The organism is uncultured Algibacter sp., assembly GCF_963976535.1.
Classification (GTDB): Bacteria; Bacteroidota; Bacteroidia; order Flavobacteriales; family Flavobacteriaceae; genus Algibacter_B.
In genome coordinates, this window is the sequence record NZ_CAXBLF010000026.1 from 1 (window position 1) to 26906 (window position 26906).

General features: G+C 32.1%; 26 protein-coding genes. 14 read left to right on the forward strand and 12 right to left on the reverse strand.

The genetic code is table 11. The features are described from left to right. Positions 1–134 precede the first annotated feature (134 nt). The 7 genes from murI to AAC024_RS08845 all read left to right on the forward strand — a co-directional run bounded on the left by murI (position 135) and on the right by AAC024_RS08845 (position 7575). Complete coding sequence (murI, locus tag AAC024_RS08815; protein WP_339894925.1) at positions 135–914, forward strand: glutamate racemase; 780 nt, start codon at positions 135–137, stop codon at positions 912–914. 140 nt (positions 915–1054) lie between these two features. Beyond that, positions 1055–1315 (forward strand): SemiSWEET transporter, encoded by a 261-nt coding sequence (locus AAC024_RS08820; RefSeq protein WP_339894926.1) that lies wholly within the window; start codon positions 1055–1057, stop codon positions 1313–1315. A gap of 168 nt (positions 1316–1483) precedes the next feature. Then, positions 1484–2569 carry an alanine dehydrogenase gene (gene ald, locus AAC024_RS08825; protein WP_339894928.1) on the forward strand — a complete coding sequence of 362 codons (1086 nt, stop codon included), beginning with the start codon at positions 1484–1486 and terminating at the stop codon, positions 2567–2569. A gap of 317 nt (positions 2570–2886) precedes the next feature. Then, positions 2887–3585 (forward strand): zinc metallopeptidase, encoded by a 699-nt coding sequence (locus AAC024_RS08830; RefSeq protein WP_339894929.1) that lies wholly within the window; start codon positions 2887–2889, stop codon positions 3583–3585. Positions 3586–3736: 151 nt separating this feature from the next. Next, positions 3737–5509, forward strand: coding sequence for a DNA mismatch repair protein MutS (locus AAC024_RS08835; RefSeq protein ID WP_339894930.1), 1773 nt, complete (start codon positions 3737–3739; stop codon positions 5507–5509). A gap of 141 nt (positions 5510–5650) precedes the next feature. Then, the gene (locus tag AAC024_RS08840) at positions 5651–6793 is read left to right on the forward strand and encodes a methionine aminotransferase (protein WP_339894932.1); all 1143 of its coding nucleotides are present in this window, start codon (positions 5651–5653) and stop codon (positions 6791–6793) included. A 2-nt stretch (positions 6794–6795) separates the two neighbouring features. After that, positions 6796–7575 carry an amidohydrolase gene (locus AAC024_RS08845; RefSeq protein WP_339894934.1) on the forward strand — a complete coding sequence of 260 codons (780 nt, stop codon included), beginning with the start codon at positions 6796–6798 and terminating at the stop codon, positions 7573–7575. On the opposite strand, the gene AAC024_RS08850 is transcribed toward AAC024_RS08845, so the two are convergent. The 4 genes from AAC024_RS08850 to AAC024_RS08865 all read right to left on the reverse strand — a co-directional run bounded on the left by AAC024_RS08850 (position 7568) and on the right by AAC024_RS08865 (position 10988). Continuing rightward, a complete protein-coding gene (locus tag AAC024_RS08850; RefSeq protein WP_339894936.1) occupies positions 7568–9175 on the reverse strand; it encodes an Ig-like domain-containing protein in 1608 nt (535 codons plus the stop codon). The two genes, AAC024_RS08845 and AAC024_RS08850, sit on opposite strands and share 8 nt — an antisense overlap. Before the next feature lie 194 nt (positions 9176–9369). Continuing rightward, positions 9370–10047, reverse strand: a complete 678-nt coding sequence (locus AAC024_RS08855; protein WP_339894937.1) for a phosphoribosyltransferase family protein — start codon at positions 10045–10047, stop codon at positions 9370–9372. Between the two features lie 157 nt (positions 10048–10204). Then, positions 10205–10762 (reverse strand): transposase, encoded by a 558-nt coding sequence (locus tag AAC024_RS08860; RefSeq protein ID WP_339894939.1) that lies wholly within the window; start codon positions 10760–10762, stop codon positions 10205–10207. 94 nt (positions 10763–10856) lie between these two features. Further along, entirely contained in the window at positions 10857–10988 is a 132-nt protein-coding gene (locus tag AAC024_RS08865; protein ID WP_339894941.1) for a double zinc ribbon domain-containing protein, read from the reverse strand. 82 nt (positions 10989–11070) lie between these two features. On the opposite strand from AAC024_RS08865, the gene AAC024_RS08870 reads away from it, so the two are divergent. Further along, positions 11071–12612, forward strand: a complete 1542-nt coding sequence (locus AAC024_RS08870) for a glycine--tRNA ligase (protein WP_339894942.1) — start codon at positions 11071–11073, stop codon at positions 12610–12612. A gap of 93 nt (positions 12613–12705) precedes the next feature. Here the strand turns inward: AAC024_RS08870 and AAC024_RS08875 are convergent, their stop codons facing one another. From AAC024_RS08875 to AAC024_RS08885, 3 genes are all read right to left on the reverse strand, one after another. Beyond that, the gene (locus AAC024_RS08875; RefSeq protein WP_339894943.1) at positions 12706–13254 is read right to left on the reverse strand and encodes a DUF3575 domain-containing protein; all 549 of its coding nucleotides are present in this window, start codon (positions 13252–13254) and stop codon (positions 12706–12708) included. 236 nt (positions 13255–13490) lie between these two features. After that, positions 13491–13961 (reverse strand): Lrp/AsnC ligand binding domain-containing protein, encoded by a 471-nt coding sequence (locus tag AAC024_RS08880; RefSeq protein WP_339894944.1) that lies wholly within the window; start codon positions 13959–13961, stop codon positions 13491–13493. A gap of 575 nt (positions 13962–14536) precedes the next feature. Beyond that, the gene (locus AAC024_RS08885) at positions 14537–15901 is read right to left on the reverse strand and encodes a saccharopine dehydrogenase C-terminal domain-containing protein (protein ID WP_339894945.1); all 1365 of its coding nucleotides are present in this window, start codon (positions 15899–15901) and stop codon (positions 14537–14539) included. Positions 15902–16011: 110 nt separating this feature from the next. Between AAC024_RS08885 and AAC024_RS08890 the strand changes: the two genes are divergently transcribed. Continuing rightward, a complete protein-coding gene (locus AAC024_RS08890; RefSeq protein WP_339894947.1) occupies positions 16012–16410 on the forward strand; it encodes a DUF423 domain-containing protein in 399 nt (132 codons plus the stop codon). 59 nt (positions 16411–16469) lie between these two features. Next, entirely contained in the window at positions 16470–18086 is a 1617-nt protein-coding gene (pckA, locus tag AAC024_RS08895) for a phosphoenolpyruvate carboxykinase (ATP) (RefSeq protein WP_339894948.1), read from the forward strand. A gap of 53 nt (positions 18087–18139) precedes the next feature. Here pckA and AAC024_RS08900 read toward each other — a convergent pair whose 3' ends face one another. Both AAC024_RS08900 and AAC024_RS08905 read right to left on the reverse strand, forming a co-directional pair. Continuing rightward, on the reverse strand, positions 18140–18817 hold the full coding sequence (locus AAC024_RS08900; RefSeq protein WP_339894949.1) for a response regulator transcription factor: 678 nt from the start codon (positions 18815–18817) through the stop codon (positions 18140–18142). After that, entirely contained in the window at positions 18807–19613 is an 807-nt protein-coding gene (locus tag AAC024_RS08905; RefSeq protein ID WP_339894950.1) for an ATP-binding protein, read from the reverse strand. The genes AAC024_RS08900 and AAC024_RS08905 overlap by 11 nt, the downstream gene beginning before the upstream one ends. A gap of 797 nt (positions 19614–20410) precedes the next feature. On the opposite strand from AAC024_RS08905, the gene AAC024_RS08910 reads away from it, so the two are divergent. After that, the gene (locus AAC024_RS08910) at positions 20411–21244 is read left to right on the forward strand and encodes a T9SS type A sorting domain-containing protein (protein WP_339894952.1); all 834 of its coding nucleotides are present in this window, start codon (positions 20411–20413) and stop codon (positions 21242–21244) included. Positions 21245–21320: 76 nt separating this feature from the next. Here AAC024_RS08910 and AAC024_RS08915 read toward each other — a convergent pair whose 3' ends face one another. Next, positions 21321–22070 carry a uroporphyrinogen-III synthase gene (locus AAC024_RS08915; RefSeq protein WP_339894954.1) on the reverse strand — a complete coding sequence of 250 codons (750 nt, stop codon included), beginning with the start codon at positions 22068–22070 and terminating at the stop codon, positions 21321–21323. A gap of 19 nt (positions 22071–22089) precedes the next feature. Beyond that, complete coding sequence (locus tag AAC024_RS08920; protein WP_339894955.1) at positions 22090–22737, reverse strand: DUF4271 domain-containing protein; 648 nt, start codon at positions 22735–22737, stop codon at positions 22090–22092. Between the two features lie 283 nt (positions 22738–23020). On the opposite strand from AAC024_RS08920, the gene AAC024_RS08925 reads away from it, so the two are divergent. The 3 genes from AAC024_RS08925 to AAC024_RS08935 all read left to right on the forward strand — a co-directional run bounded on the left by AAC024_RS08925 (position 23021) and on the right by AAC024_RS08935 (position 25749). Continuing rightward, positions 23021–23743, forward strand: a complete 723-nt coding sequence (locus tag AAC024_RS08925) for a polyprenol monophosphomannose synthase (protein WP_339894956.1) — start codon at positions 23021–23023, stop codon at positions 23741–23743. A 96-nt stretch (positions 23744–23839) separates the two neighbouring features. Then, on the forward strand, positions 23840–25186 hold the full coding sequence (locus AAC024_RS08930) for a dihydroorotase (RefSeq protein WP_339894957.1): 1347 nt from the start codon (positions 23840–23842) through the stop codon (positions 25184–25186). Next, positions 25183–25749: a DUF4296 domain-containing protein gene (locus AAC024_RS08935; RefSeq protein WP_339894959.1), complete on the forward strand. Its 567-nt coding sequence runs from the start codon at positions 25183–25185 to the stop codon at positions 25747–25749. Before AAC024_RS08930 ends, AAC024_RS08935 begins: the two co-directional genes overlap by 4 nt. On the opposite strand, the gene AAC024_RS08940 is transcribed toward AAC024_RS08935, so the two are convergent. Next, complete coding sequence (locus AAC024_RS08940) at positions 25718–26725, reverse strand: NAD-dependent epimerase/dehydratase family protein (protein WP_339894961.1); 1008 nt, start codon at positions 26723–26725, stop codon at positions 25718–25720. The two genes, AAC024_RS08935 and AAC024_RS08940, sit on opposite strands and share 32 nt — an antisense overlap. Between the last annotated feature and the right edge of the window lie 181 nt (positions 26726–26906).

Here is a 26906-nt window from a genome sequence, read left to right on the forward strand (position 1 = left end):
TAAGTATCAAAATCATAAATTAAAAGTACTATGAAAATCAGCAAGCCCTAATTATACAAAAAATGGTGATTTTATTACAGAATTAAAAAAAGGACGTTTTTATTAAATCAATTTAAACAATAAATGGTATTTCAATGAGTAAACAATCTATTGGTATTTTTGATTCTGGTGTTGGCGGTACTTCTATTTGGAAAGAAATCCATGCCTTAATGCCCAATGAAAATACTATTTATTTAGCTGATAGTGCCAATGCGCCTTATGGCCCAAAGGGTAAAGATGCCATTATTGATTTAAGCATAAAAAACACAGAATATTTACTCAATAAAAACTGCAAACTTATTGTTGTGGCATGTAATACTGCTACAACCAATGCTATTGACTACTTAAGAGCAAATTACAATGTTTCGTTTATTGGTATTGAACCCGCTATTAAACCAGCCGCTTTACAAACAAAAACAAATGCCGTTGGCATTTTAGCTACCAAAGGCACATTGAGTAGCGAATTATTTTCTAAAACCACCAACCTATTTGCTAGCCATATTAAAGTTATTGAACAAATTGCTGATGGTATTGTAGAGCTAATAGAAAGTGGTAATTTATATTCTGACGAAATGAAATCGCTTTTAAAAATTTACTTAGAACCGATGATTAAAGCTGATATTGATTATTTGGTTTTAGGTTGTACACATTACCCGTATTTGATTCCTACCCTTTTAGAGTTGCTTCCTAAGCATGTGAAAATTATTGATTCTGGTGAAGCCGTAGCGCGACAAACTAAAGTTGTTTTAGAGCAACATGGTTTGCTCAATACCCAAATTACAAAAACCAAATCTCAATTTTTTACTAATGGAAATCTTGAAGTTATGACGTCACTTTTAGGTAAAAATTTTATTGTTGATTATCTGCATTTTTAATTAACCTCTGCATTGGTTGGGGATAGTAGTGAAAAGCCCACAGCGAGTTCCGATAGTTATCGGATAAGCGAGGACTTGCAACGAATGGTCCAACCTTTGTGGTAACGCCCAAATAATAATCTTCATTCAAGAATTAGCGCATGAATTACATAGAAATCATCGGTTTTGCTGCAGCGTTTTTAACCACAGCGGCATTTTTACCTCAAGTATATAAAACTTGGAAAACAAAGGATGTTTCTGCATTGTCGTTACCTATGTTAATCATGTTTATTATTGGCATAGCACTATGGCTAGTTTATGCGTTGTATATTCACAGTCCATCTATGATTGTCGCCAATATTATTACTGTTGGGTCTTCGATTTTACTAATTTATTTTAAAATAAAATACAGTAAAAAATAATTAACTTGATAATTTTACAGTGTCAAAGTAAGCCCAAATTCCCTAATTCATAAAATTGCATTTCCATTTTCTAGAAATCGATAAAAATTTGTCCGTCCGACAATTTAGGCTAAAATTTTGTGATTTTCATTGTAATTTGCACCTAGAAATTAACCTAAAATAATAGTCATGAAAATTGGTGTCCCTAAAGAAATTAAAAACAACGAAAATAGAGTAGGTATGACGCCTGCTGGAGTTTATGAGCTTGTTAAAAGGAATCATACCGTGTACTTACAAACCGATGCAGGTTTTGGAAGCGGTTTTTTTGACGAAGACTATAAAGAAGCAGGAGCTACTATTTTAAATTCTATTAAAGAAGTTTATGCTTCTAGCGATATGATTGTAAAAGTTAAAGAACCTATACAAGAAGAATATGGGTTAATTAAACCAGATCAGGTGGTTTTTACTTATTTTCATTTTGCTTCAAGTGAAACTTTGACCAAAGCGATGATAAAAAGTAAATCCGTTTGTATTGCTTATGAAACGGTTGAAGATGCAGATGGGTCTCTGCCATTATTAATCCCGATGTCTGAAGTTGCAGGTAGGATGTCTATTCAACAAGGTGCAAAATATTTAGAAAAACCAATTAAAGGTCGAGGTGTTTTATTAGGAGGCGTACCTGGAGTGCCACCAGGTAAAGTATTAGTTTTGGGTGCAGGTATTGTTGGTGTTCAAGCAGCTAAAATGGCTGCAGGATTGGGCGCACATGTAACCATTATGGATATAAATATGAAGCAATTACGTTATGTAAATGATGTCATGCCAAACCATGTGGTAACTGAATTTTCGAGTGAATATAATATTAGAAGACGCATTAAAGAATCCGATTTAATTATTGGCGGCGTTTTAATAAAAGGCGCAAAAGCACCAAAACTTATTACTAAAGATATGCTTAAAGATATGCGCCCGGGGACAGTAGTTGTTGATGTGGCAGTAGACCAAGGCGGATGTTTTGAAACCACAAAACCCACCACGCACGAGAACCCAACGTATATTATTGATGATGTGGTGCATTATTGTGTGGCAAATATGCCTGGGGCAGTGCCTTACACATCAACTATGGCATTAACCAATGTAACATTGCCTTATGTGATTAAATTAGCCAATGAAGGTTGGGAAGCTGCTTGTGAAAAAAGCGTTTCATTATCTAAAGGACTGAATATTATTAAAGGTAAGATTGTTTACAAAGAAATTGCTGAGACTTTTGATTTGTAATTTTTAAAACATTGTTGTCCGACTAAAAATATTTCGCTTAAAGAAAACCTTTGCGAACCCTAAGTTTTCAGGGCTTATAAAAAAGAGGGGCTTGCTTTTTGCGATTACTGAAAAATTTTATTTTTTAGAAAGTTATGAATTTAAAAATTACTGTTTATCAATTAGTTACAATCAAGTCTTTGTTCTTGGTTCTAACAGCGAAGCGGTCTTGATTCTTTAATCGGACACTACTATTTTTAAAATACTGACATTATTTCATATCAAAATATTGGCGTTATTTTTGCTATATTTAGTTAGAATTTAAAAATGAAACAAAAATGTTAATACAATATTATATATTATTAGGAGCCATAGCACTGGTAAGTTGGTTAGTGAGTAGCACCTTGAAAAAGAAGTTTGCTAAATACTCTAAAGTACAATTACACAACGGGATGAGTGGTGCTGAAATTGCTGAAAAAATGTTGGCAGATCATGGTATTAGTAATGTTGAGGTTATTTCTACTAAAGGACAATTAACAGACCATTATAATCCAAAAAACAAAACAGTTAATTTAAGTGAATCCGTTTATAATCAACGTAATGCTGCTGCGGCTGCGGTTGCGGCACATGAATGTGGCCATGCCGTACAACATGCGCAAGCTTATAGTTGGTTGCAAATGCGTTCAACTTTAGTGCCTGTGGTTAGTGTAACTTCAGGAATGTCTCAATGGGTTGTTATTGGTGGATTGGTGTTAGGTGCTGCTGCTGGTCTAGGATTTGGATACTGGATTGCTGTTGCTGGTTTAGCTATGATGGGGTTTGCAACATTATTCAGTTTTATAACTTTACCAGTAGAATATGACGCTAGTAATCGTGCATTGGCATGGTTGAAAAATAAAAATATGGTTTCTCAAGAAGAATATGCAGGTTCTGAAGATGCTCTTAAATGGGCTGCTAGAACGTATTTAGTTGCAGCCATAGGTGCATTAGCATCTTTGGTATATTGGGGACTCCAAGTATTTGGAGGTAGAGATTAAAAATCATTTAGATAAATACAAGTTAAAAGCTCTGAAATTTTCAGAGCTTTTTGTTTCTTTATCACGAAAAATAATTCCTTGAATTTATAATTCAAGGTTTCAGTTGAAATTTTCTTTTCCGCGAAAGCGGAAACCTAATTTAAAACTTAGAATGAAAAACCCATTAGACTATTATAAGGTTCATTTGGAAACCTATCAAACTGAAGCTAAAAACTTGTTTAAGCAAATGACAGGACTTAGCACCTTACGTCTTTTAGTTTTTTTGGTTACAGGTTTTGGGATTTATTTCTTTTTTAGTAAATGGCAAATCGCTGTTCCGATTGGAGTTTTTGGTGTAGTTGTATTCATTTATTTGCTTTCAAAATATACTGATATTAAAAGGCAACGCGAGTTTAATAAAGCACTTGTTGCCATTAATAATGATGAGATTAAAATAGCATCAGGCGATTTTTATAATAGAGATGAAGGTCTTCAGTTTCAAGACTCAAGTCATTTCTACAGCTTAGATATTGATTTGTTTGGGCGTGGTTCGTTTTTTCAATTTATGAATAGAACTACAATAAATGAAGGTACACACCAATTAGCAAATGCTTTAAAAGCAAATAACATAGATGGTATTGAATCTAGACAAGAAGCCATTAAAGAACTGAGTTCTAAACCGCAATGGCGTCAATATTATTCTGCTACTTCCAATTTGGTTGATGTTGAAACTCCTGCAAAACACATAATAACATGGTTGCAAAATCATAAAACGTTTTTACCAAAAGTCATGTCGTGGTTACCTATGGCATATAGTTTAGCATCTATTGTTCTATTTGTTCTTACAGTTTTGGATGTTATAACTAATAAAGCTATGATTGGCTATTGGTTGTTATTAGGGTTAGGTATTACGGCTATTTATCTAAAAAAAATAAATGTATTAGCTTCAAATACAGATAAAGTTAGAGACACTTTTCGTCAATATGGGTCATTACTAGATTTAATAGAAAACGAGTCATTTTCTTCGGAATTATTACAACAAAAGCAGAAACAAATTCAATCAGGCGATAAAAAAGCTTCTGACATTTTTAAATCATTTTCTAAATCGTTAGATGCTTTAGATAATCGAAATAACCTCATTGGAGCTATTTTTGGTAACGGTTATTTTTTAACAGATATAAAGCATAGCTATCAAATTGAACTATGGATTGCCCAATATAATAACAAGGTGTCTGATTGGTTTGAAGTGGTATCCTTTTTTGATGCTTATAATTCGTTGGGGAACTATGCGTATAATCATCCAGAGTTTACTTTTCCAGAAATAATTAAAAATGGTTCGGTTATAAAAGCTGAACATTTAGGACATCCATTGTTAAATATAGAAAAACGAGTTGATAGTAATTTAACTATTGAAAACGAACAGTTTTTTATTGTTACAGGAGCCAATATGGCTGGTAAAAGCACCTTTTTAAGAACGGTGTCTTTACATATTGTGATGGCAAATGTTGGGCTACCAATTTGTGCTAAGTCTAGCAAATATTCGCCTGTAAAATTAATAACGAGTATGCGAACCTCAGATTCTTTAACTGATGATAGTTCGTATTTCTTTTCAGAGTTAACACGACTTAAATTCATTGTCGATGCCATTCAAAAAGAGCCTTATTTTATTGTTTTAGATGAAATATTAAAAGGAACCAACAGCACAGATAAGGCTATTGGCTCCAGAAAGTTTGTGGAAAAATTAGTTGCGTCAAATGCTACCGGGATTATAGCGACACACGATTTAAGTTTATGCGAAATCTCAAAAGCGCTAGACGACGTAAAAAACTATTATTTTGATGCTGAAATTATTAATGACGAATTATACTTTGATTATACTTTAAAAGAAGGCGTTTGTCAAAATATGAATGCGTCGTTTTTATTGAAGAAGATGGAGATAGTTTAAGTTTAATAAACAAGACTTGCTAAGTAATCTATAGATCTAAATTTATAGGTTATTATAAGAGGTGAGGAAATATAACTATCTGTAACAAGAGCCAGCCACAATCTAACACAAAAGTTTACAGAAGTCATTATCTTTACATTTATGCAGCACACCTCTAAACTTCCTGATGTAGGAATCACCATTTTTTCAATAATGAGTGGATTGGCAAATAAGCACAACGCCATAAATTTGTCTCAAGGGTTTCTAGATTTTGGAAGCGACCAAAAGTTGATTGATTTAGTTAGTAAAGCCATGAATTCGGGCTACAATCAATATGCACCCATGGCTGGTAATTTAGAATTACGAGAAACCATTGCTGAAAAAATGGATGCATTATATAGTTCTACCTATCATCCTGAAAATGAAATTACTATTACGTCAGGAGCAACTCAAGCCATTTCAACAATAATTTCAACTTTTGTAAAACCAAATGATGAAGTTATCATCTTCAAACCCGCTTATGATAGTTATGAGCCAGGAATAAAACTGAATGGCGGCAAAGTGATTCCCATTCAACTTCAAGCTCCAAATTTTAGTGTGGATTGGAATGCGGTAAGCCTAAAGATTAATAATCAAACCAAAATGATTATTATCAATACGCCTCATAATCCTTCGGGGACAATTTTTTCCAAAGCAGATATGTTGGAGTTAGAAAGGCTTACTAAAAACACAAACATTATTGTTTTAAGCGATGAGGTTTATGAACATATGATTTATGATGACAAAAAACACCAAAGCGCTTGCTTATTTCCAGATTTAAAATCCAGAAGTTTTGTTGTGGCATCATTTTGTAAAACCTTTCATAATACCGGATGGCGCATTGGCTATTGTTGCGCCTCCAAAGTGTTAATGGAGCTATTTAGGCAAGTGCATCAGTTTAGTGTGTTTTGTGTGCATCATCCAACTCAAAAAGGGATTGCAGATTATATGCGAGAGCCTAAGCATTATTTAGAGTTGTCAGCATTTTATCAAAAGAAACGCGATTTGTTTTTAAGTCTCATAAAGGGTTCTAGGTTTACTTTTACACCTTCAGAAGGCACTTATTTTCAGGTTTTAGACTATTCTAAAATTACGAGTGAATACGATGTTGATTTTGCTAAAAGGTTGACGATTGAATCTGGATTAGCATCCATCCCATTATCCATTTTCAATGAAAATAATTTAGATAACAACGTTTTGCGTTTTTGTTTTGCCAAAACCGAGGATACATTAAAGAAAGCAGCAGATATTTTAAACCGAATTTAATTATGGATAATAAGCTAAACATAGCATTGATTCAATCAGATTTAGTTTGGGAAAACCCAGAACAAAATCGTGATAATTTCACAAAAAAAATTGACAACATTAAAGAAGAAGTAGATGTTGTTATTCTTCCAGAAATGTTCACCACCGGTTTTACCATGAATGCAGAAACAGTTGCTGAAACTATGGATGGAGAAACGGTTTCATGGATGAAGGAATTGGCTTCAAAGACAGATGCAGCTATAGTTGGTAGCATTGTTATTTCAGAAAACAATAAATTTTATAATCGATTACTTTTTGTTGAGCCTTCAGGATTTATATCTTATTATGATAAGCGACACACATTCACTTTAGTTGGCGAGGATAAAACATATACCGCAGGAAAAGAAAAAGTAATTTTGCATTATAAAGGCTGGAAAATTCGCCCTTTAATTTGTTATGATTTACGCTTTCCTGTGTGGTCAAGAAATTTTGAAGATTATGATGTTTTACTCTATGTAGCAAATTGGCCCAAGCCTAGGGTTTCTGCTTGGGATGCTTTATTAAAAGCGCGAGCTATAGAAAATATGTGTTATTGTATTGGTGTTAACAGAGTAGGTGTTGATGGTGTAAATAGTTTGTATTCTGGACACTCAGCAGTTTATGATGTGCTTGGAGAAGTAATAACATCGTTCAAACCAAATGAAGAAGACACACAAATTGTAACTCTAGAAAAAAGACACATCCAAGCATACAGAAACAAGCTTAAATTTTTAGACGATAGAGATACGTTTAGTATTACTTAAATGTAAGTGTTAGGGCTTCACCCCAATCTGCTCGAATTTCAAACTCATCAAAATGACTCACTTTTTCTGGTTGAATCATTTTTAAATAATTCCCAGTATCAAATTTTTTGTTGCCGTTTGCATCGTGTATAATTCGTATGGAATACATAGCAGGTGCTAAATTCAGGAAGTCAATGGCGCCAGCTTTTTCAACATGCTGTTCTACTTTAACTTCTCCTTTTTTGTCTGTTAATTGTATAATTAATGGATAGGTTGCATTTACTAAAGTGAATCTTGCATAACCAAAATCTGATGTTTTTTTCGTTTTTAATCTGTAGTTTAAAGTATCTTTATTCTTATCTCCAAAAAAATCTTCAAAAGCTTCAGGAAGCACTTCTATTCTGTAGTTGTTGTCCTCAATTTTATCAAATTGAAGTGAATAAACATTCCCTATTGTGTCAAAATCTGTAGTGAATGTTACGGCTGTAGAATCTTTATCCATTAAAGTTATTTTAGAAGCATCAAAATTTGATAAAGGTGTATTTCCTGAAACTTTAAAATCCTGATTGTAACCTATAATGCCTGACGGGGAGACTTCAATTAACAAGGAGTCTCTTTTTTGTTCACTAATTCTAGCGGTGAATTCTTTTTCAAAATCATTTTTAGACACTTTAAAAATTAAAGAATCTACTTCTTTCAGTCTTGGTTTATACCAGTAATTTAAAGTATCTGTTTTTGGGTCTTTTGTAATGCGATATTGAAATTCTGGTGGTGTTTCAGATAGAACTTCAATATTCATACCTTCATAATCACCTTCATACCCAAATGCAATTTTTTCACCGGAAATTAATCGGGGGCGTGTCGCTTTAAAAACAGCATCTTCTTTAAAAAGCCTTAAAGTATATGATGAATCGGTTGGTACTTCAATATGTCTTTTATAATATCCAATTTGATCTGTTTTTTGTTGAAATTTATTATCGCCATTACCATCTTTTAAAGCCATCAACATGTACTTTCCTGGTCTAAGATTTTCAATGGAGAAAGTTGTTAAGCTATCTAAAGTATTAGTAATGTATTTTGGTGTTTCTTTATAAATGATAGAATCTGTAAATGTAGAATCCACTTCATATAGTGCTACATTAACAAACGTTTCAGGCTCTCTTTTTAAGGCATCAACAATGTTTCCGTTAACTGAAAGGGAATCAATATAATCTCCAGTTGAGAGCACATAACGATAGTAAGGATAAGGGTTACCTTCATTATTGTCGGTGATACTATTTCCAAAATTAAAGGCGTAAGTGGTATTAGGTTGAAGCGTGTCGTAAATTTTAATGGTAATGTATTTGCTTGCTCCACCAAGAGGCATAACGTCTGGTTGCGTTTTCATAGGTGGCGAAATAATAAGCTGCTTTTGTAAGTCCTTTATTTTAATATATTCATCAAAATAGACTTTAATCTCATTACCCTTAAAATTAGTCGAATAATTCTCGGGATCAGACTTTACAATACTAGGTGGAGTTTCATCCTTTGGGCCTCCATCAGGCGTTCCGCGATTAGCACAGTTTATAAAAACTAAACCAATAATAAAGGCAAAAATAAAATTTGAAAGGGTCTTGTTCATTACCAATTTTAAATTTTTAGCAAAAGTACATGAATTTTTTTATTCTGAAATTCTTAAAAACAGAATGAAAAAATTCATACTAGTGAAGCGGTTACTGAAGTGAAACAAAATTTTGTATTTTTTTAGAACAAAATTTGGTTCTTCACAGAAGAAACCTACATAAATTCGGCTAAAAAATATAACGCTTATTAGACTTAAGCTATTGCTATAGTAGCAACACTTATTTTTATGTTTTTAACCTGATTTAAAACACCAATACAAGCTTCAATTGTTGCGCCAGTAGTTATAATATCATCAACAATTAAAATGTGTTTATTGTCTATAGCTTCCATATTTTTAAGTGCAAAAAGTTCATCAGTGTTATTCCAACGCGTAAAACGCCCTTTGGTGGTTTGCGATTTTGTATTTGTAATCTTAACAAGTACATCATCTAAATAATCTGTATTTAAAGCTGCGGCAATTTGTTGTCCAAATAGAGCCACTTGGTTGTAGCCTCTTTTTTTAAGTTTATTTTTATGAAGCGGCACAGGAATAACGGCATCAATATTTTTATAAGTTTCAAGCGTTTTCAATTCACCACCTAGCCAATTTCCTAAAACAAAACCAATATGCTCATGATCTTTATATTTAAGATTGTGAATAAGCCGTTGCACATTCCCTTTTTTTTCAAATCTAAAAAGTGCTGTTCCGTTTTCAATTTTAGCTCGCCCGTAAAGTACTTTTGCAATACTATCATTATTATCAAAATGAAAATTTGTAATTGGCAAATCATGTCGGCAATCCAAACAAATCCTATCGGCGTTGTCATTTAATAGGTTATGGCAGGCATAACAAACTTTTGGGAAGAATAAATTTAATAAGGGTTTAAGCATTTAAAATGAAAATGTAGTCTTGTAAACTTAAATAAAAAATTATGAATCTCGCACTAATTTTTTAGTAAACATGATGTTTGTTTGAATCGCTTTTAGCTAGCGCTCGTTTGTAACGAGTGCCGTAACAATTTATTCAATAATCCATTAAAATTGAATACTAGCGAAAAAACCCTACATAATCAATTTCTAAAACAGTTTGGTCGTCTTGAAAGTTTCTTGCGCTTGAGTATTTCCAATCTATGGAATTGGTTACAAAGCCGCTTTCCAAAGGATTGTTGTGGATATAATCTATCTTTTGCTTTATGACCTTTTCACTCCACAATTCGATAGGTTGGTTATGGTGTTGCCAAAACTGATACTTACTTATATTGCCATGTTTCTCTCCCGCACGTTCAAACATCCATAATAACCATTCTTTTCTACTTTCTTGTGGATTGTTTTCTATGGCTTCCAGTAATTTTTTTGCTGTATGTTTTTTAAAATCTCTCAACAATTCCATGGGTTGTTCTTTACTTGACCTGAATATCAGATGAACATGACTTGGCATAAAACAATACGCATAAAGTTCCATACCTTTTTCTGCTCTACAATAATTTATGCTTTCTATTAAGACATTAAAATAAACTTGTCTTACAAAAACGTCTATCCAATTTACCGTTGCAAATGACACAAAGTATAAACCAGATTTATTATGAAACTTGTACTTTCTGCTCATGTTTTAAAAATACAAAAAGTTAATCTGATTTGCTTGAAAGGTTTTGCAGATGTTTTTTTTGATTAACTTTAACGGCACTCGTTTCAAACGAGCGCTAGCTTGGAAAGTTTGTAATAGGTAAATCATGTCTGCAGTCTAAACAAATAGTATCGGCGTTGTCATTTAATAGGTTATGGCAGGCATAACAAACTTTTGGGAAGAATAAGTTAACGATAGATTTAAGCATTATATAAAAATATAGTCTTGTAAACTTAATTATTTTTCAACAAACAAGATGCTAGTTTAAAGCGGTTTTTTATTTTTGCACCATGGCAAATCAAGATGATCAATTTAAGAAGGTAATTTCGCACGCAAAGGAATACGGATATGTGTTTCAAAGTAGTGAAATATATGACGGTTTAAGTGCAGTGTATGATTACGCACAAAACGGCGCAGAGTTAAAGAAAAATATACGCGACTATTGGTGGAAAGCCATGGTGCAAATGAATGAAAATATAGTAGGTATTGATGCAGCTATTTTTATGCACCCTACAACTTGGAAGGCTTCAGGGCACGTTGATGCCTTTAATGATCCTCTAATTGATAACAAAGATTCTAAAAAGCGTTACAGAGCTGATGTTTTAATTGAAGACTATTGCGCTAAAATTGAAGCGAAAATTGATAAAGAAGTTGGCAAGGCAGCAAAACGTTTTGGTGATACGTTTAATAAAGAAGAATTTTTATCTACAAACGGACGTGTAGTTGGCTATCAAGAAAAAATAAATTCGACGCTTTCGCGGATGGCAAAATCTTTAGAAAGTGAAGATTTAGCTGATGTTAAAGCACTAATTGAAGAGTTAGAAATTGCTGATCCGTTAACGGGAAGCAGAAATTGGACAGATGTTAAGCAATTTAACCTCATGTTTGGGACGAAACTTGGTGCTTCTGCTGAATCTGCGATGGATTTATATTTAAGACCTGAAACGGCTCAAGGTATTTTTGTAAACTTTTTGAATGTTCAAAAAACAGGTCGCATGAAAATTCCTTTTGGAATTGCGCAAACTGGTAAAGCATTTAGAAATGAAATTGTAGCAAGACAATTTATTTTCAGAATGCGTGAGTTTGAGCAAATGGAAATGCAGTTTTTCATAAAGCCTGGTTCTCAAAAGGAATGGTATGAGTATTGGAAGGAACACAGAATGAAATGGCACTTATCTTTAGGATTGGGAGCTGATAATTACCGTTTTCATGATCATGAAAAGTTAGCTCATTATGCTGATGCTGCTACCGATATTGAATTTAAATTTCCATTCGGGTTTAAAGAATTAGAAGGGATTCACTCTAGAACCGATTTTGATTTAAAGGCACACGAAGCACATTCAGGGAAGAAATTACAATATTTTGACCATGAAGCCAATGCGAGTTATACGCCTTATGTTTTAGAAACATCAATTGGTTTAGATCGGATGTTTTTGGCTGTATTCTCAAATTCTTTAGTTGAGGAGGAACTTGAAAATGGTACCACTAGAACGGTATTAAAACTACCAAGTGTTTTAGCACCTGTAAAAGCAGCTATTTTACCATTAGTTAAAAAAGATGGTTTACCTGAAATCGCCAAACAAATTGTTGAAGATTTAAAATGGGATTTTAATGTCATTTATGATGAAAAGGATGCTGTTGGAAGACGTTACAGAAGGCAAGATGCTAACGGAACACCATTTTGTATCACTGTAGATCATGATACTAAAGAAGATAACACCGTTACCATTCGCCATAGAGATTCTATGGAACAGGAACGTGTTAAAATTGAAGATTTAAGAGCTATTATTAAGCAAGAAGTAGATGTGCGTTCTTGGTTAATGAAAATGTGACAAACGTAGTTTGTCATGCTGAACTTGTTTCAGTATCTATAAATAAAAAAACCCAAGCTATGCTTGGGTTTTTGTGTTATATGGTATGCATATTTAGAATCTATAGCCCAAAGTAATACCTACTTTTCCAATAATCTCGTAATCATATCTGTCACTATTAAAAAGGTTTCTTCCAAAACCTAAATTTAATTCACCAATAAATCCGCTTTTGGTAATCCATTTTCCTCCTAAACCAATACCCAAAGCAAAATCGGTAATGTTATCTTCTTTTACTGTAGTGTCAAATCCGTTATTATAGAAGTAAGTGTTGTCATTTGTAGAATTTAGCATTCCAAATCCTTCTACAAAAAATCCTGCAGCATATTTATTACCAAAATAAAAACGATAATAAGGAGAAATATAATAATTTAAGCCATCATTTATGTCGTCGTCAAATGGTATGACTACGTTTAATCCAAACGCCGATTCTTCATTTATAGTGCGCTCGTAAGTCACATCAAAGGCTCCAAGAACAAGATATAATCCGTTTATTTTTATTTCATTAAAATTTTCTGAAGTGCTTTGGTTCTCTGCATTTTCTTGAGAAAACATAGACATAGAAAATAAAATAGATACAAGTACTACTAAATAAGATTTTTTCATAAATTTTAGTTTGAAAAGTTTAAAGCAATATTAATCAATAATTGTACCGATAGTAAGAAAATGGCTTAAAAATTTAAAACTAAATTTAACTATTTTATCTGAATACATGACAAAAATTGATAATATATCGGATGTCAATCTGAGCGCAGTCGAAGACATTGGAAATATCGTATTCAAAAGCATTTCGACTGCGCTCAATGTGACACTTTTATATTTTTGTCATGTACTAAACTATTTTATATATGTACTTGTCTATCAATTTGTTGGTCGAGAGAAATAAGGGATTCAGTGCGTTGAACACCATTAATTGTTTGAATATTTTCATGAAGTAAGCGCATTAAGTGGGCGTTATCTCGACTTAAAAGCTTTATAAACAGACTGTAATTGCCGGTAGTGTAGTGGCATTCTAAAACTTCTGGAATGCGTTTTAAGGCTCTTACTACGTCATCTGTATTTGCGGCTTTATCTAGATAAATACCAACAAATGCTAAGGTTGTAAAGCCTAAAACTTCTGCATTGATAATAAATTTTGAACCAGAAATAAGTTTAGATTTTTCTAGTTTACGTAAGCGTTGGTGAATAGCAGCTCCAGAAATGCCAACATGTCGTGCAATTTCTAAAATAGGAGTTCTCGCGTCTGTGGTTAAGGCCCGTAATATTTTTTTATCGATACCATCAAGGGTTATGATTTTGTTTTTTTGTTTCATAAAAAGCTCTTTTTTTTCATTCCCTTGAATCCCGATAACTATTGGGAGGGAATCTTGCCATTTTGTATTAATCTAAAACATAAAAGTAAGTATTTGGTTTTAAATTGAAACTTTATTTTGATTAGACGAATAAATTAAATGTTTTTGTATGTTCATTTTGCCTTGATGCAAAACGAACCAAAAAATCAAATCAATCTGAGGAAATTCCTGCGGAACATTCGCTTTCAGAATTACACGCTTAAAGCTGCGCTTTGCGATTCCATTCTTTCGCTCACTATTTCTGCACATTGATGTTTCCAACTGCGTCGAAATTTGAGACTTTACTTTTTGCTATGATACGAGTTTAGATTAATTTTGTTTAACACTTTTGGAATGCTTTAGCTAACTGTTGACTGTTAACTGGAGACTGATTCGCGTTAGGGATTGAAACGGCATCCTTTGTGTGAAGTGATTGAAAGTTAGATCTTAAAATTTGGATTAAGTAACTTGTTTTATGAGATCCCGAAACAAGTTCGGGACTGCTTCACAGAAAGATATAGTGGAAAGCCCGCCCCTTTTAGGGTAACGCCCAAATATTAATTATTTAAAGGATTGTACCCTAAATATGGCACTTCTTTTTCTTGGAAAACGATGCCGAATTCCTCAAGTTCTTTTAAAATAGGTTGATAAACTTCTTTGGTAATAGGAATTTGAACTCCAGGAGTTGTGATTTTACCATTTAAAAGGGCAAGTGTAGCTATAGCAACGGGTAAGCCAACAGTTTTTGCCATAGCCGTATAGGTTTGGTCTTCGCCAAGAACCACCATATTGGCATCTATTTGATGTTTTTTACCATGTAATTCATAACCAAATTTATGGTACATAACAATCATATCCTTATCGTCTTTGGATAATGTCCAACTATCCATTAATATTTTTTGAAGAATTTGTGCTGGTGTCGCTTTTTTGAGTTCTACGCGTTTGTTGGGATTAAATATATCGATTTCAATGAGTTTGTCCCATACCACATCATCTTGATCAATTTTAAGTGCGTGTCTTAGTTTTAACTCTACAGAATCTGATGGGCTATAGGTTAGAAAAGAGTTAGTAAAATCGCGGTAACTCATGTTTTCGCTATCATCGATGGTGTAGCTGTCGTCAGTCATTCCAAGGGTTATAAAAATATTCCAAGCACGACTAAAACCTACGCGTCGCATGGTGCCACGATATAGCGTTTTAACGTTATGTAAACCATAAACACTTTGGTATTTTAAAGAATCTCTGTTAGCATACACTTCAAAGCGTCCAAACTTTTCGATTTCTAAAAACTCTGTGCGCCTAAACAAACGGTTATAAGGAATGTATTTATAAGCACCTTCTTGTAAAAATTTTGCGGCACTACCTTGACCTGCTACAACGACGTTTCTAGGATTCCAAGTGAATTTATAGTTCCAAAGATTATTGTCGCTTTCCGGAGCAACTAATCCTCCTGTGAAGGATTCAAATAAAATAATTTTACCGCCTTTATCTCTTATTCTGTCTAAAACGTGCATAGCGCTCATATGATCTACTCCTGGATCTACTCCAATTTCGTTCATTAAAATGAGACCGTTTGCTTTGGCATCATCATCTAATGCTTGCATCTCATCACTTACATAAGATGCTGTAACCATGTGTTTTTTGTAAGTAATGCAATCTTTTGCTACTTCAACATGAAAACGTGCTGGGAGCATAGACACAACGATATCGGCATTTTTAATTGCTTTGATCCTAGAGGACTCGTCAAAAACATCTAATGTTATAGCTTCCGCATTTTTATGATTGCCAATTAAGGTTTTGGCATTTTCAATATTTAAATCGCCTACAGTTATAAATAAACTTTCGGATGAGGCCTTATCTAATAGATATTTTAATAAATATGATGTGGATTTTCCTGAACCAATGATTAAAATCTTTCGCATATTGAATTTTGTTGAGTAATTTTGTTTTAATTATTGAAACGCCAAAAACGCATTCAATTTTACGAAATTAATAGATATTAAAAGCAATTATTGCGAATAATTTATAAAAAATGAATAAAACGATTTTAGTTACCGCTTCAATATTGGGCATTTTAAGTATTATTTTAGGCGCTTTTGGTGCACATGCGCTAAAGGGATTAATTCCTCATGAATCACAACAAACTTTTGAAACAGGTGTGCGTTACCAAATGTATCATGCACTTTTGTTATTATTTATAGGAAGTACCCATTTAATTCAACAAAAAACTAAAAAAATAATCTACTATTTGGTTGTTGTTGGGCTTTTGTTTTTTTCTGGTTCTATTTATGGATTAGCAACTAATGAATTATCAACTTTCAATTTTAAATCTATTGGTTTTATAACCCCAATAGGTGGTTTGTCGTTAATTTTTGCATGGATTTTCCTGTTTATCGATTTCATAAAGAATTCGTCTAAAAAGCAGATATAATTAGCATATACTTAAAATAATTGTTTTAATTTTGTCAGATAAACAATTTTACATCGAATATGGAAAATTACGGTCAGGTTACGAAAACGATTTCGTTAGAAGAATATGGCATAAAAAATGCCAAAGTAAATTATCAATTATCTCCTGAAGCGCTTCATGATATTTCAATATCAAAAGGACTTGGAGTTGAAGCATCATCTGGAGCTTTAGCTGTAAATACAGGTGAGTTTACAGGACGTTCTCCTAAGGATAGATTTATTGTAAAAGATGCTATTACAAAAGATCGTGTTTGGTGGGGAGATATTAATATTGCTTTTGAACCTGAAAAGTTTGATAAATTATATGATAAGGTTGTAGATTATTTGTCTGAAAAAGACCTTTTTGTTAGAGATAGTTATGCTTGTGCAGACGACCATTACAAACTAAATATTCGTGTTATTAATGAATACCCTTGGAGTAACCAGTTTGCATATAATATGTTTTTACGTCCTACTGAAGATGAATTAAAAAACTTTGACCCAGAATGGACAGTTGTTAATGCGCCAGGTTTTATGGCAAACCCTGATGTAGATGGAACACGTCAACACAATTTTGCAATTCTAAATTTCACCAAAAAAATAGCATTAATTGGTGGTACTGGTTATACAGGCGAAATTAAAAAAGGGATTTTCTCTGCTTTAAACTTTATATTACCTGTGTTTAAAAACACACTTCCAATGCACTGCAGTGCTAATGTAGGTACGAGGGGAGATACGGCAATTTTCTTTGGACTGTCAGGAACTGGAAAAACAACATTATCAACAGACCCTAATAGAAGTTTAATTGGCGATGATGAACATGGTTGGACTAATGAAAATACGGTTTTTAATTTTGAAGGCGGTTGTTATGCTAAAGTGATTAACTTATCTAGAGACAATGAGCCTGAAATTTATGATGCCATAAAAAAAGGAGCCATTCTTGAAAATGTAATTTTAAATAATAATGGTGATGTTGATTTTGAAAATACATCGATCACACAAAACACAAGAGTAAGCTACCCAATTCATTATATTGAAAATATACAAGTACCATCAATAGGTAAAAATCCAAAAAACATATTCTTTTTAACAGCTGATGCTTTTGGAGTTATTCCGCCAATTTCAAAGTTAACGCCAAGTCAGGCAGCCTATCATTTTATATCTGGTTATACTGCAAAAGTAGCTGGAACGGAAGCCGGAGTTAAAGAACCGCTGCCGTCGTTCTCGGCGTGTTTTGGCGCGCCTTTTATGCCTTTACATCCTGCTAAATACGCGGAAATGTTAAGTAAAAAAATGATTGATGCTGGGGTTAATGTTTGGTTAGTAAATACGGGTTGGACAGGTGGTCCTTATGGTGTAGGAACCCGAATGAAATTAAAGTACACACGTGCTATGATTAATGCCGTATTAAATGGTGATTTAGGTTTGTATAATTATGACGATTACCATATACACTCCGTATTTGGTGTCGCTCAACCAAGAAGTTGTCCTGGAGTACCAACAAGTGTTTTAAGCCCAAGAGCTACTTGGAATAATGATGAATCTTATTACACTACGGCTTTCAAATTAACAAATGCTTTTAGAGAAAACTTTAAAAAGTTTGAAATGCATTGTACTGAGGAAATTAGACGTGGTGGTCCGCAACGGTATGCGTTTTAAGGAAGTAGTCTTAAATGGGTTTGCATTTTTTAAGAATTTAGAGACCGTTTTTCTTATAGATTTTCATCCATACCTATAAATCCATTTTGTATGGCATAAACTACCAAGCCAGCAACGTTTTTAGATTCTGTTTTTAATAATAAATTTTTGCGATGACCGTCAACAGTTCTTGGACTGATATAGAGTACTTCTCCAATTTCATTAGCCGTAAATTGTTTGCATATTAGTTTAAGGACTTGCATTTCACGTTTGGTGAAATAGGTGGTGTCAAAATTAGACTTTGAACTTTTATGGCCATTATTAATAAGGTCTTCATGAATAAATTTTAAAACCTTATCGTCATAATAAAATCCCTTCTTCACAACCTCTCTAATAGTAGTTAACATCAATTTTGGAGTGCTATTTTTTGCTAAATAGGCTACAGCTCCAATAGAAATCATATTAACTATAAATGGTTTGCTAAAATAACTAGTAAGTGCAATAATTTTAATGCTCGGAAATTCTTTTCTTATTAATTTAGTAGCTTCAACACCATTTAAATTTGGCATTTTTAAGTCCGTTAGAACAATTTCAGGTAATACGTTCGCTGATTTTAATTGGCGGACTAAATCTGAACCATCCTCAGCGCCGAAAAGAATGTCTATGTCTTTTTCTTTGCTTAATATAGATATGAGACCTTCTCTGAATAACAATTCATCATCTGCCAGTACTATTTTGATTTTAGATATCATACGAATGACAATTTATTGTGAGGGTACTTCCTGTATTCTTAGAACTTTCTATTTTTAGCTTTCCATTTAAAATAGAAACACGACTCTTTATGTTTTGTAATCCCAAACCGGGTCTTTTAGTGTCGTCATTGATTTTGAAACCTTCACCATTATCATTAAAAATGAGAACAAATCCTTTACTTCCTTTTTTAAGTTTCATTTGTAATTGGGTTGCTTTTCCATGGTTTAGGGCATTATTGATTAATTCTTGGGCGATTCTGAAAATATGGAGTTCACTGCTTTTACTAAGAAAATCAAGTACTTCTATGTCATGAAATATTTTAATAGCTGTATTTGAGGTAATCTCGTCAAACAATTCTTCAAGGGTAACTTTTAAACCAAACTTGTTTAATGAAGGAGGCAATAACTTATGTGCAATCTCTCTAGAACTTTCTAAAGTTTGAGTGGTAATATTAAGAATATGATTCAAAGCTTCTTTATGTGTTTTTATAAGTGAATCATCTTCTATTAGTACATTAGTAGTTAAGCTTATTACATTTAGTTTTGAACTAATAGCATCATGTAAATCTTGAGCAATTCTTTTACGCTCTTCTTCTTGAACATTTATAGTGTTTTGTAATATTCTTTTTTGATAATCGAGTTTAATATTTACTTTCTCTATTTCTTTTTTAATGATTTTTTGTCTTGAGAAATAGAAGAATAAAAATAAACCTATTGTTGAAAGCACTAAGAAAATTAGACCATAAACAAGGGCATTAACTATTTGTTCTTCACTATTCTGAAATTCTTCCACCATTCTGTAAAAATTAATGTTAAATAAATAACATATAGTATTTTGTTAATGAGCCAAATATTACCAACTCCTTTGCTGTTAATAATGCTACTTAAGTAATCTCCTAATATAAAAATAAGGGTACTGGTAGTTATATAAATTAAAACACCTGTGTTAATATACATATACTTTGACGATTTACTTAATGAATTAAATAAGTATATAACAGAATATACTATAATAGGAAAACTAGTTATAAAAACTTCAATAGTATTAAACTTAAAGTATAACTCAGGCCAAATGGAATACTGTATGGCAAGAATAATAAGAACTACTACTAATAGTATTAAAACGATAAGTTTTTGAGCTTTTTTAAATTGCGATCTATAAAATAGAGATAGAATTACAAATTGTGAAATAAAATAATAGTGTGAAAAATATAGGTTGTTAATATTAAACTTAGCTAAAATAAAAACGGAAAGGTTAATAATTAATGCACAGAAAAGGTGCAAGAAAAGTAACTTGTAAGAGGGGCTTTTACGATTCCTGTTATAACTAGAGACAAACAGAGATGTATTGATAACAATCAATGCGATGATCGAATATTCAAAAAAACTATCGATTATTTCCATTCTTAAGGCGCCAAACGGGAAGGTGATTCTGTTCTAGAAATTAAAGAATAAATCTACTTAAATATTATCTATTACAGGCTGTTTAATTAATAAATAGGTATTTATACGTGGTTTTAATTTCGCGTAAGAATACCCTTGAATAATAGCGACGAGATATTGAACTTTGATAAACTCTTAAAAATCAATATTATGAAAAAAAATTACAATTTAAAAAAATCAATTCTGCATAACATTTTATTATGCTCTGTTTTGTGGTTATCAATTTACAACATTAGTTCTCAAAATTTGAATTTCACTATGGATACGGCAATAGACGACGGAACCAATACCGTAATTTTAACTGAAACTATTACTCAAGGGTCAGATGTTTTTGTTCTATCAATTAATCACCCAGGAGATGAAACGCTTGATGATTTAGGTGGCGGTGATTTAGTAGTCTACATTGGTACTGGTGGTAGTGTTTTAAATGAATCTTATATAATTAGTCTAACCAAAAATAATGTCCCTTTTAGCTTTACCCTTAATAGTCTAGACTATGATACTTTAGAAGAAGGAAATATTTCTCTTGAAAATCAAGCAGATTTAGTCATTACACCTAATACGTTATACGCATTAGGCGCTGGCACAATTACACCAACAATTACAGCAAATGCTACTAATATTTCTAGTTTTAAAATTACACCTAATGATACTAATAGTAGTAATGAATTAAATGATTTTGGATTTCATAATTTTAATTTAACTGTTAGTGCTACTTTAAGCAATAATAACTTTGAATTGAATCAAAATATTAGTGTTTATCCTAATCCATCTAAAGGTATTTTTACAATCAAAAACTCCAGTATTGCTTTGGATAAAGTAATGGTTTCAGATCTAAATGGTCGTATCATTAAATCATACGATTTAAATGGAATAACTGCAGATAAGGAATTAGACTTAAGTTCAGAATTAACTTCAGGTCTTTACTTTATGAGTATTTCTTCAAAAAGCACTACAGTTGTAAAAAAAATAATTATTAAATAATCAGTAATAGTATAGATATTAAAAAGGGGATGATTTTAAAATCATCCCCTTTTTAATATCTAAAATACAGAGAATTCTATTTCCCTTTATTAGCCTTTTCAATATATTTTTGAAGCGCCATAGTCATTGAAGGTGTTTCAGGAGTTGGTGCAGAAATATCTACACGTAACCCTTTATCTTCAACAGCTTTAATAGTTGTATTTCCAAAAACAGCTATACGCGTTTCATTTTGTTTGAAATCTGGAAAGTTATGAAATAATGATTCTATTCCAGAAGGACTAAAAAACACTAAAACATCATAGGATACATTTGCTAAATCAGACAAATCGCTAACTACAGTTTTGTAAAATGTGGCTTGTTTCCAATCTACACCTAAAGTATTAAGTGTTTCAGGAACAGCAGGTTTTACTTTATCCGTATTTGGTAATAAGAACTTTTCGTCCTTATATTTTTTAATTAAAGGAGATAATTCACCAAACGTACGTTTACCAACATAAATTTTACGTTTTCTGTAAACCACATATTTTTGAAGATAATAAGCTACGGCTTCAGACTGGCAGAAATACTTCATCGAGTCTGGAACTTTAAATCGCATTTCTTCGGCAATTCTAAAAAAGTGATCAACAGCATTTCTACTTGTCAAGATAATAGCTGTGTAATTATTTAAATCAATTTTTTGATGTCTAATTTCTTTAGCTGACACACCTTCCACATGAATGAACGGTCTGAAATCTATTTTTACGCGTTGCTTGTCTTGTAAATCGAAGTAGGGCGAGTTCTCTATTTTAGGTTCTGGCTGAGATACTAAAATGGTTTTCACTTTCATAAGCGCAAGTAGTTTTTCTTTATTTTGAAATAAACACCTTGTATAAAATGATATAGGGCGCGATTTCAAGAGCGCAAAGATACAAAATAAAATAAAATAAGTTGTTCTTTATTAAACTTTGATGCGTTTTAAATGAACTTATTAAGCCAATAATATTTACAATAAATAAAATAAAAAAAACACCATAAATTATTGGCATTGTTGGCTGAAAACTATAGAGTAATAAGGCGTTAATAGGTAATAATAAAATGCCTAAATAATTTTTGAAACTTATTTTCTGAAAAAGGTATTGGTCAATAAGTTTATCGATTTCAAAAAGGCTACCTATTAAGCGCTCAATAAGTACTTTTATTAAAATAAAAACACCAATACTAAACGTTAATTTAAACATGGTGCTGCTTGAAAGACTATGTGTTTCAGTAATCTGTTTATAAACAATAAAAAAGAAAACAGAAACAGATAAAATTAAGTTAGTAAATAATAAAGCATCAAACTTATCGAAGAATTTCTGATCTCTCGAATAAATTTTAAGGTATTTGTCGTTTGCTAAAACCAAAATAAAATCCTCAAACCGTTTTGGAGACGTTAATTTTGCAATAGCAACAATAATTAATCCTATAACTAATAAGATGGTAAATAACTCGTTTGAAACTATGTGACGCAGCATGCCCTAAAATTATTATAATTTTTAAGATTAGGGTGTATTATTAGGGAATATTTATTTGAACTTATTTAAATTTTTTTAATTGGCTGCAAAATGCCCTTTTATTTCAATATTTTATCTTTTTCTTACAACGTAACGATGCTACGTAGTTTCAAAAAAGCTTTCATTTTGAAATAAAATATCTATTTTTCGCTTCAACCAAAAAACTTTAAATGAGTTCAAATAAATAAACGCTTATTAATGTACATTTGCTAAATTAAAAAAAGGATTTCAATAAAAAAGAAGTATGCTAAATACTGTTGTAATTATTCCAACATATAACGAGATTGAAAATATAGAGGCTATAATAAAAGCAGTATTTTCTCAATCAACAACCATTCATATACTTGTTGTTGATGATAATTCACCAGATTTAACGGCTTTAAAAGTTAAGGCACTTCAAAATGTGTTTACTGGTAAATTATTTTTAGAGGTTAGAAAAGAAAAAGCTGGATTAGGTACAGCCTATATTCATGGGTTTAAATGGTGTATAGCGAAAGGCTATGACTATATTTTTGAAATGGATGCCGATTTTTCTCACGATCCAAAAGATGTTTTAAAACTTTATAATGCTTGCCATATAGAAGGTGCAGATATGGCTATTGGCTCTAGGTATGCAACTGGTGTAAATGTGGTTAATTGGCCTATGAGTAGGGTTCTGATGTCTTATTGGGCATCCAAATATGTGCGACTAATAACGGGTATGAAAATTCATGACACTACCGCAGGGTTTATATGTTATAAAAGGTGTGTTTTGGAAGCAATTGATTTAGATGCTGTTAAGTTTATAGGTTATGCCTTTCAAATTGAAATGAAGTTTAAAACGTATTTAAAAAAGTTTAAAATTGTTGAAGTCCCTGTTATTTTTACAGATAGAACGCGGGGTGAATCCAAATTAAGTTCAGGAATTATTTCTGAAGCTATTTTTGGAGTTATTTCTATGAAGTTGAAAAGTTTATTTAAGAAATGAGCGATAACAATAAAGTTAAAACCAACCTAAATGATTATTGGCGAATGACATCTGACAGATTCAAAAATAAAAATTTAAACAGATGAAATGAAGACCATGAAAAAGAAAACGACACTTATAAAGAATGCTAAAATAGTTAATGAAGGCACTATTTTTAGCGGAGACATATTAATTGAAGGTGAATATATAAAACAAATAGCAGAATCTATTAGTCCAAAATTTGCTGACGTACTCGTTTTTGATGCAGAAGGAAAATATCTTTTGCCCGGAGCGATAGACGATCAAGTACATTTTAGAGAACCTGGATTAACACATAAAGCTGATATTGAAACTGAATCTAAAGCGGCTATTGCTGGTGGTATCACATCCTTTATAGAAATGCCAAATACCAACCCGCAAACTACGACTATTAAAAAACTAGAAGAAAAGTTTGAAATAGCAGCACAAACATCATTTGCAAACTATTCGTTTATGTTTGGTGGGACTAATGATAATTTAGATGAAATTTTAAAACTCGATGTTCATCAGGTTGCAGGATTAAAACTATTTTTAGGGTCTTCAACTGGGAATATGTTGGTTGATGATCCAAAAGTTATTGAAAAAATATTTGAAAGTACCAACATGGTCATTTCGGTACATTGCGAAGACGAAGGGACTATAAAGAAAAATTTAAAAAAACACATTGATGAATTTGGAGATGATATTCCTATAAAGCAACATCCTATTATAAGAAGTGAAGCCGCTTGTTATTTATCTTCGTCTCAAGCTATTGCATTGGCTAAAAAAACAGGCGCGAGGTTGCATGTATTCCACCTTTCAACAGGAAAAGAAACAAATTTATTTACTAATAAAATGCCTTTAGCAGAAAAGAGAATAACGGCTGAAGTTTGTGTGCATCACTTGTGGTTTTCTGATGAAGACTATGACAAAAAAGGGACACTTATAAAGTGGAATCCAGCTGTTAAAACAAAAAAAGATAGAGATCAATTATGGAAGGCTTTATTAGATGATAGAATAGATGTTATAGCTACAGATCATGCACCACATACTATTGATGAAAAGAAAAACGTTTATACAAGTGCACCTTCAGGTGGTCCTTTAGTGCAGCATGCTTTACCTGCCATGTTAGAAATGTATCATAAAGAAAAAATATCTTTAGAGAAAATAGTTGAAAAAATGTGTCATAACCCTGCTATTTTATTTCAAGTTGAAAGGCGTGGTTATATTAAAGAAGGTTACTTTGCTGATTTAGTATTGGTAGATTTAAACAACCCTTGGACAGTTACAAAAGACAATATTTTATATAAATGTGGATGGTCTCCATTTGAAGGCGCAACTTTTAAATCAAGAATTACACATACCTTTTTAAATGGTAATTTAGTATACCATAATGCCGATTTTAGTAAAGTAAAATCTGCAAAACGATTAACTTTTAATAGATGATTTTAAAACGACTTATATTATTTATTGGAATATTTTTTACTGTAATAGCCTGTAATAATTTAAAAGGCCCAGAAAAACCTAAGAATTTAATTTCTAAGGATAAAATGGTGGATATTTTAATTGATGCTAAACTTATTACATCTGCAAATTCGAAAAATAAAATTACTATGCGTGATAGTAGTCTTAATATCAATACTTACGTTTACGAAAAACACAAAATAGATAGCTTGCAATTTGCTTTAAGTAACAATTATTATGCATTTCATGTTGAAGATTATGAAGATATTTACACAAGATTAACTGATAGTTTAGAAAGACTTAAAGCTAAACTAAAAGAAAAAGAAGCTATAGAATGGAAAGCGCAAACCAAAAGGGAAGAAGATTCTTTAGAGCAAGTTTCAAAGGAAAAAGAGCGTCTAAAATCATTGACTAATAAAGATTCATTAGGCACCTTAATAAAAAGGGATTCTGTACAAATTGAAGATGTGCTTATAGAACAAAGTTTAGAAGAAATGGAAAATTTAATTGAACCTATTTTCGATTCAGATAATAATTCCCAATAGCAGCAATAGTTTTGTCAACAGCTTTAAATTTATAGTTTAAAGCTGTTTTTATTTTATCACTACTATAATGTGTTTCTGTGGTTAAAGACTTGGCTATTTGTTTTGTTAATTGCCTTCTTTTTCCTGTGATTTTATGTTGCAACCAATCTAATTTCCAGGCGATATTTAAAAGGCTACTATTAGCTAGTTTTTTAGGCCATTTTGCATGAACGGCTTTCGCCAAAGCTTGAAGAAAATCTTTGTAAGTCCAGTTTTCGGCAACCAGAACAAAACGTTCGTTCCTTATATCACTATCCATTAATCTAGTCATAACTGAAACCACATCATCAACAGAAACCAAGCCCACAGATCCTGATGTATAATATTTTAAGCCTTTATGCGCCTTTTTAAATAAATTCCCAGTACCATACCTCCAAATTCCAGCGCCTAAAATAACTCCAGGATTTACAATAACGGCATCAAGCCCTTCTTGAGTACCTCTCCAAACTTCCATTTCGGCTCCGTATTTTGTTATGGCGTAAACACTATTATCATCTTCCGGATTCCAATTGGTTTCTTCTGAGATATATTCATTGTTCAAAGTATTGCCTAGAGTAGCAATAGAGCTCACATAGCAAAGTTTTTCAATGTTATTTGAAACACAAAAGTTTACAATATTTGCTGTGCCTTCAATATTTGTTTTTCGTAATAGATGGTATTTATCTGGTTCAAAAGACACAAAAGCAGCACAATGATAGACTTTAGTAACACCAATAAATGCTTCAGAAAGTGCTGGGACATCTAAAAGGTCAGCTTGAATCCATTCAATAGCATTAAATAAAGTGTTGTAATTTTCAGTATAATAGGAAAACACACTTTTAGTGTTTTCGATTTTACGCTCGTTTCTATAAATGGCTCTTACTTTTTTGTTCTCAGAAACAAGTCTGTAAAGTAAATGCGCCCCAACCAATCCAGTTCCTCCTGTTACTAAAATCATGCAACTAAAGTAATGAATATTTGAAATGGATAAAGATAAAAATTAGTTTTCAGTCGCAGTATTCAGTTAAAACTTTGCGTCTTTGAGCTTTTGCGTGAAAAATTAATTTCGTTTTAACTTTCTCATCGGTCATTCGTCATCGGTATTCTGTCTTTTTATGTAAAGAATTACAAGTAATACC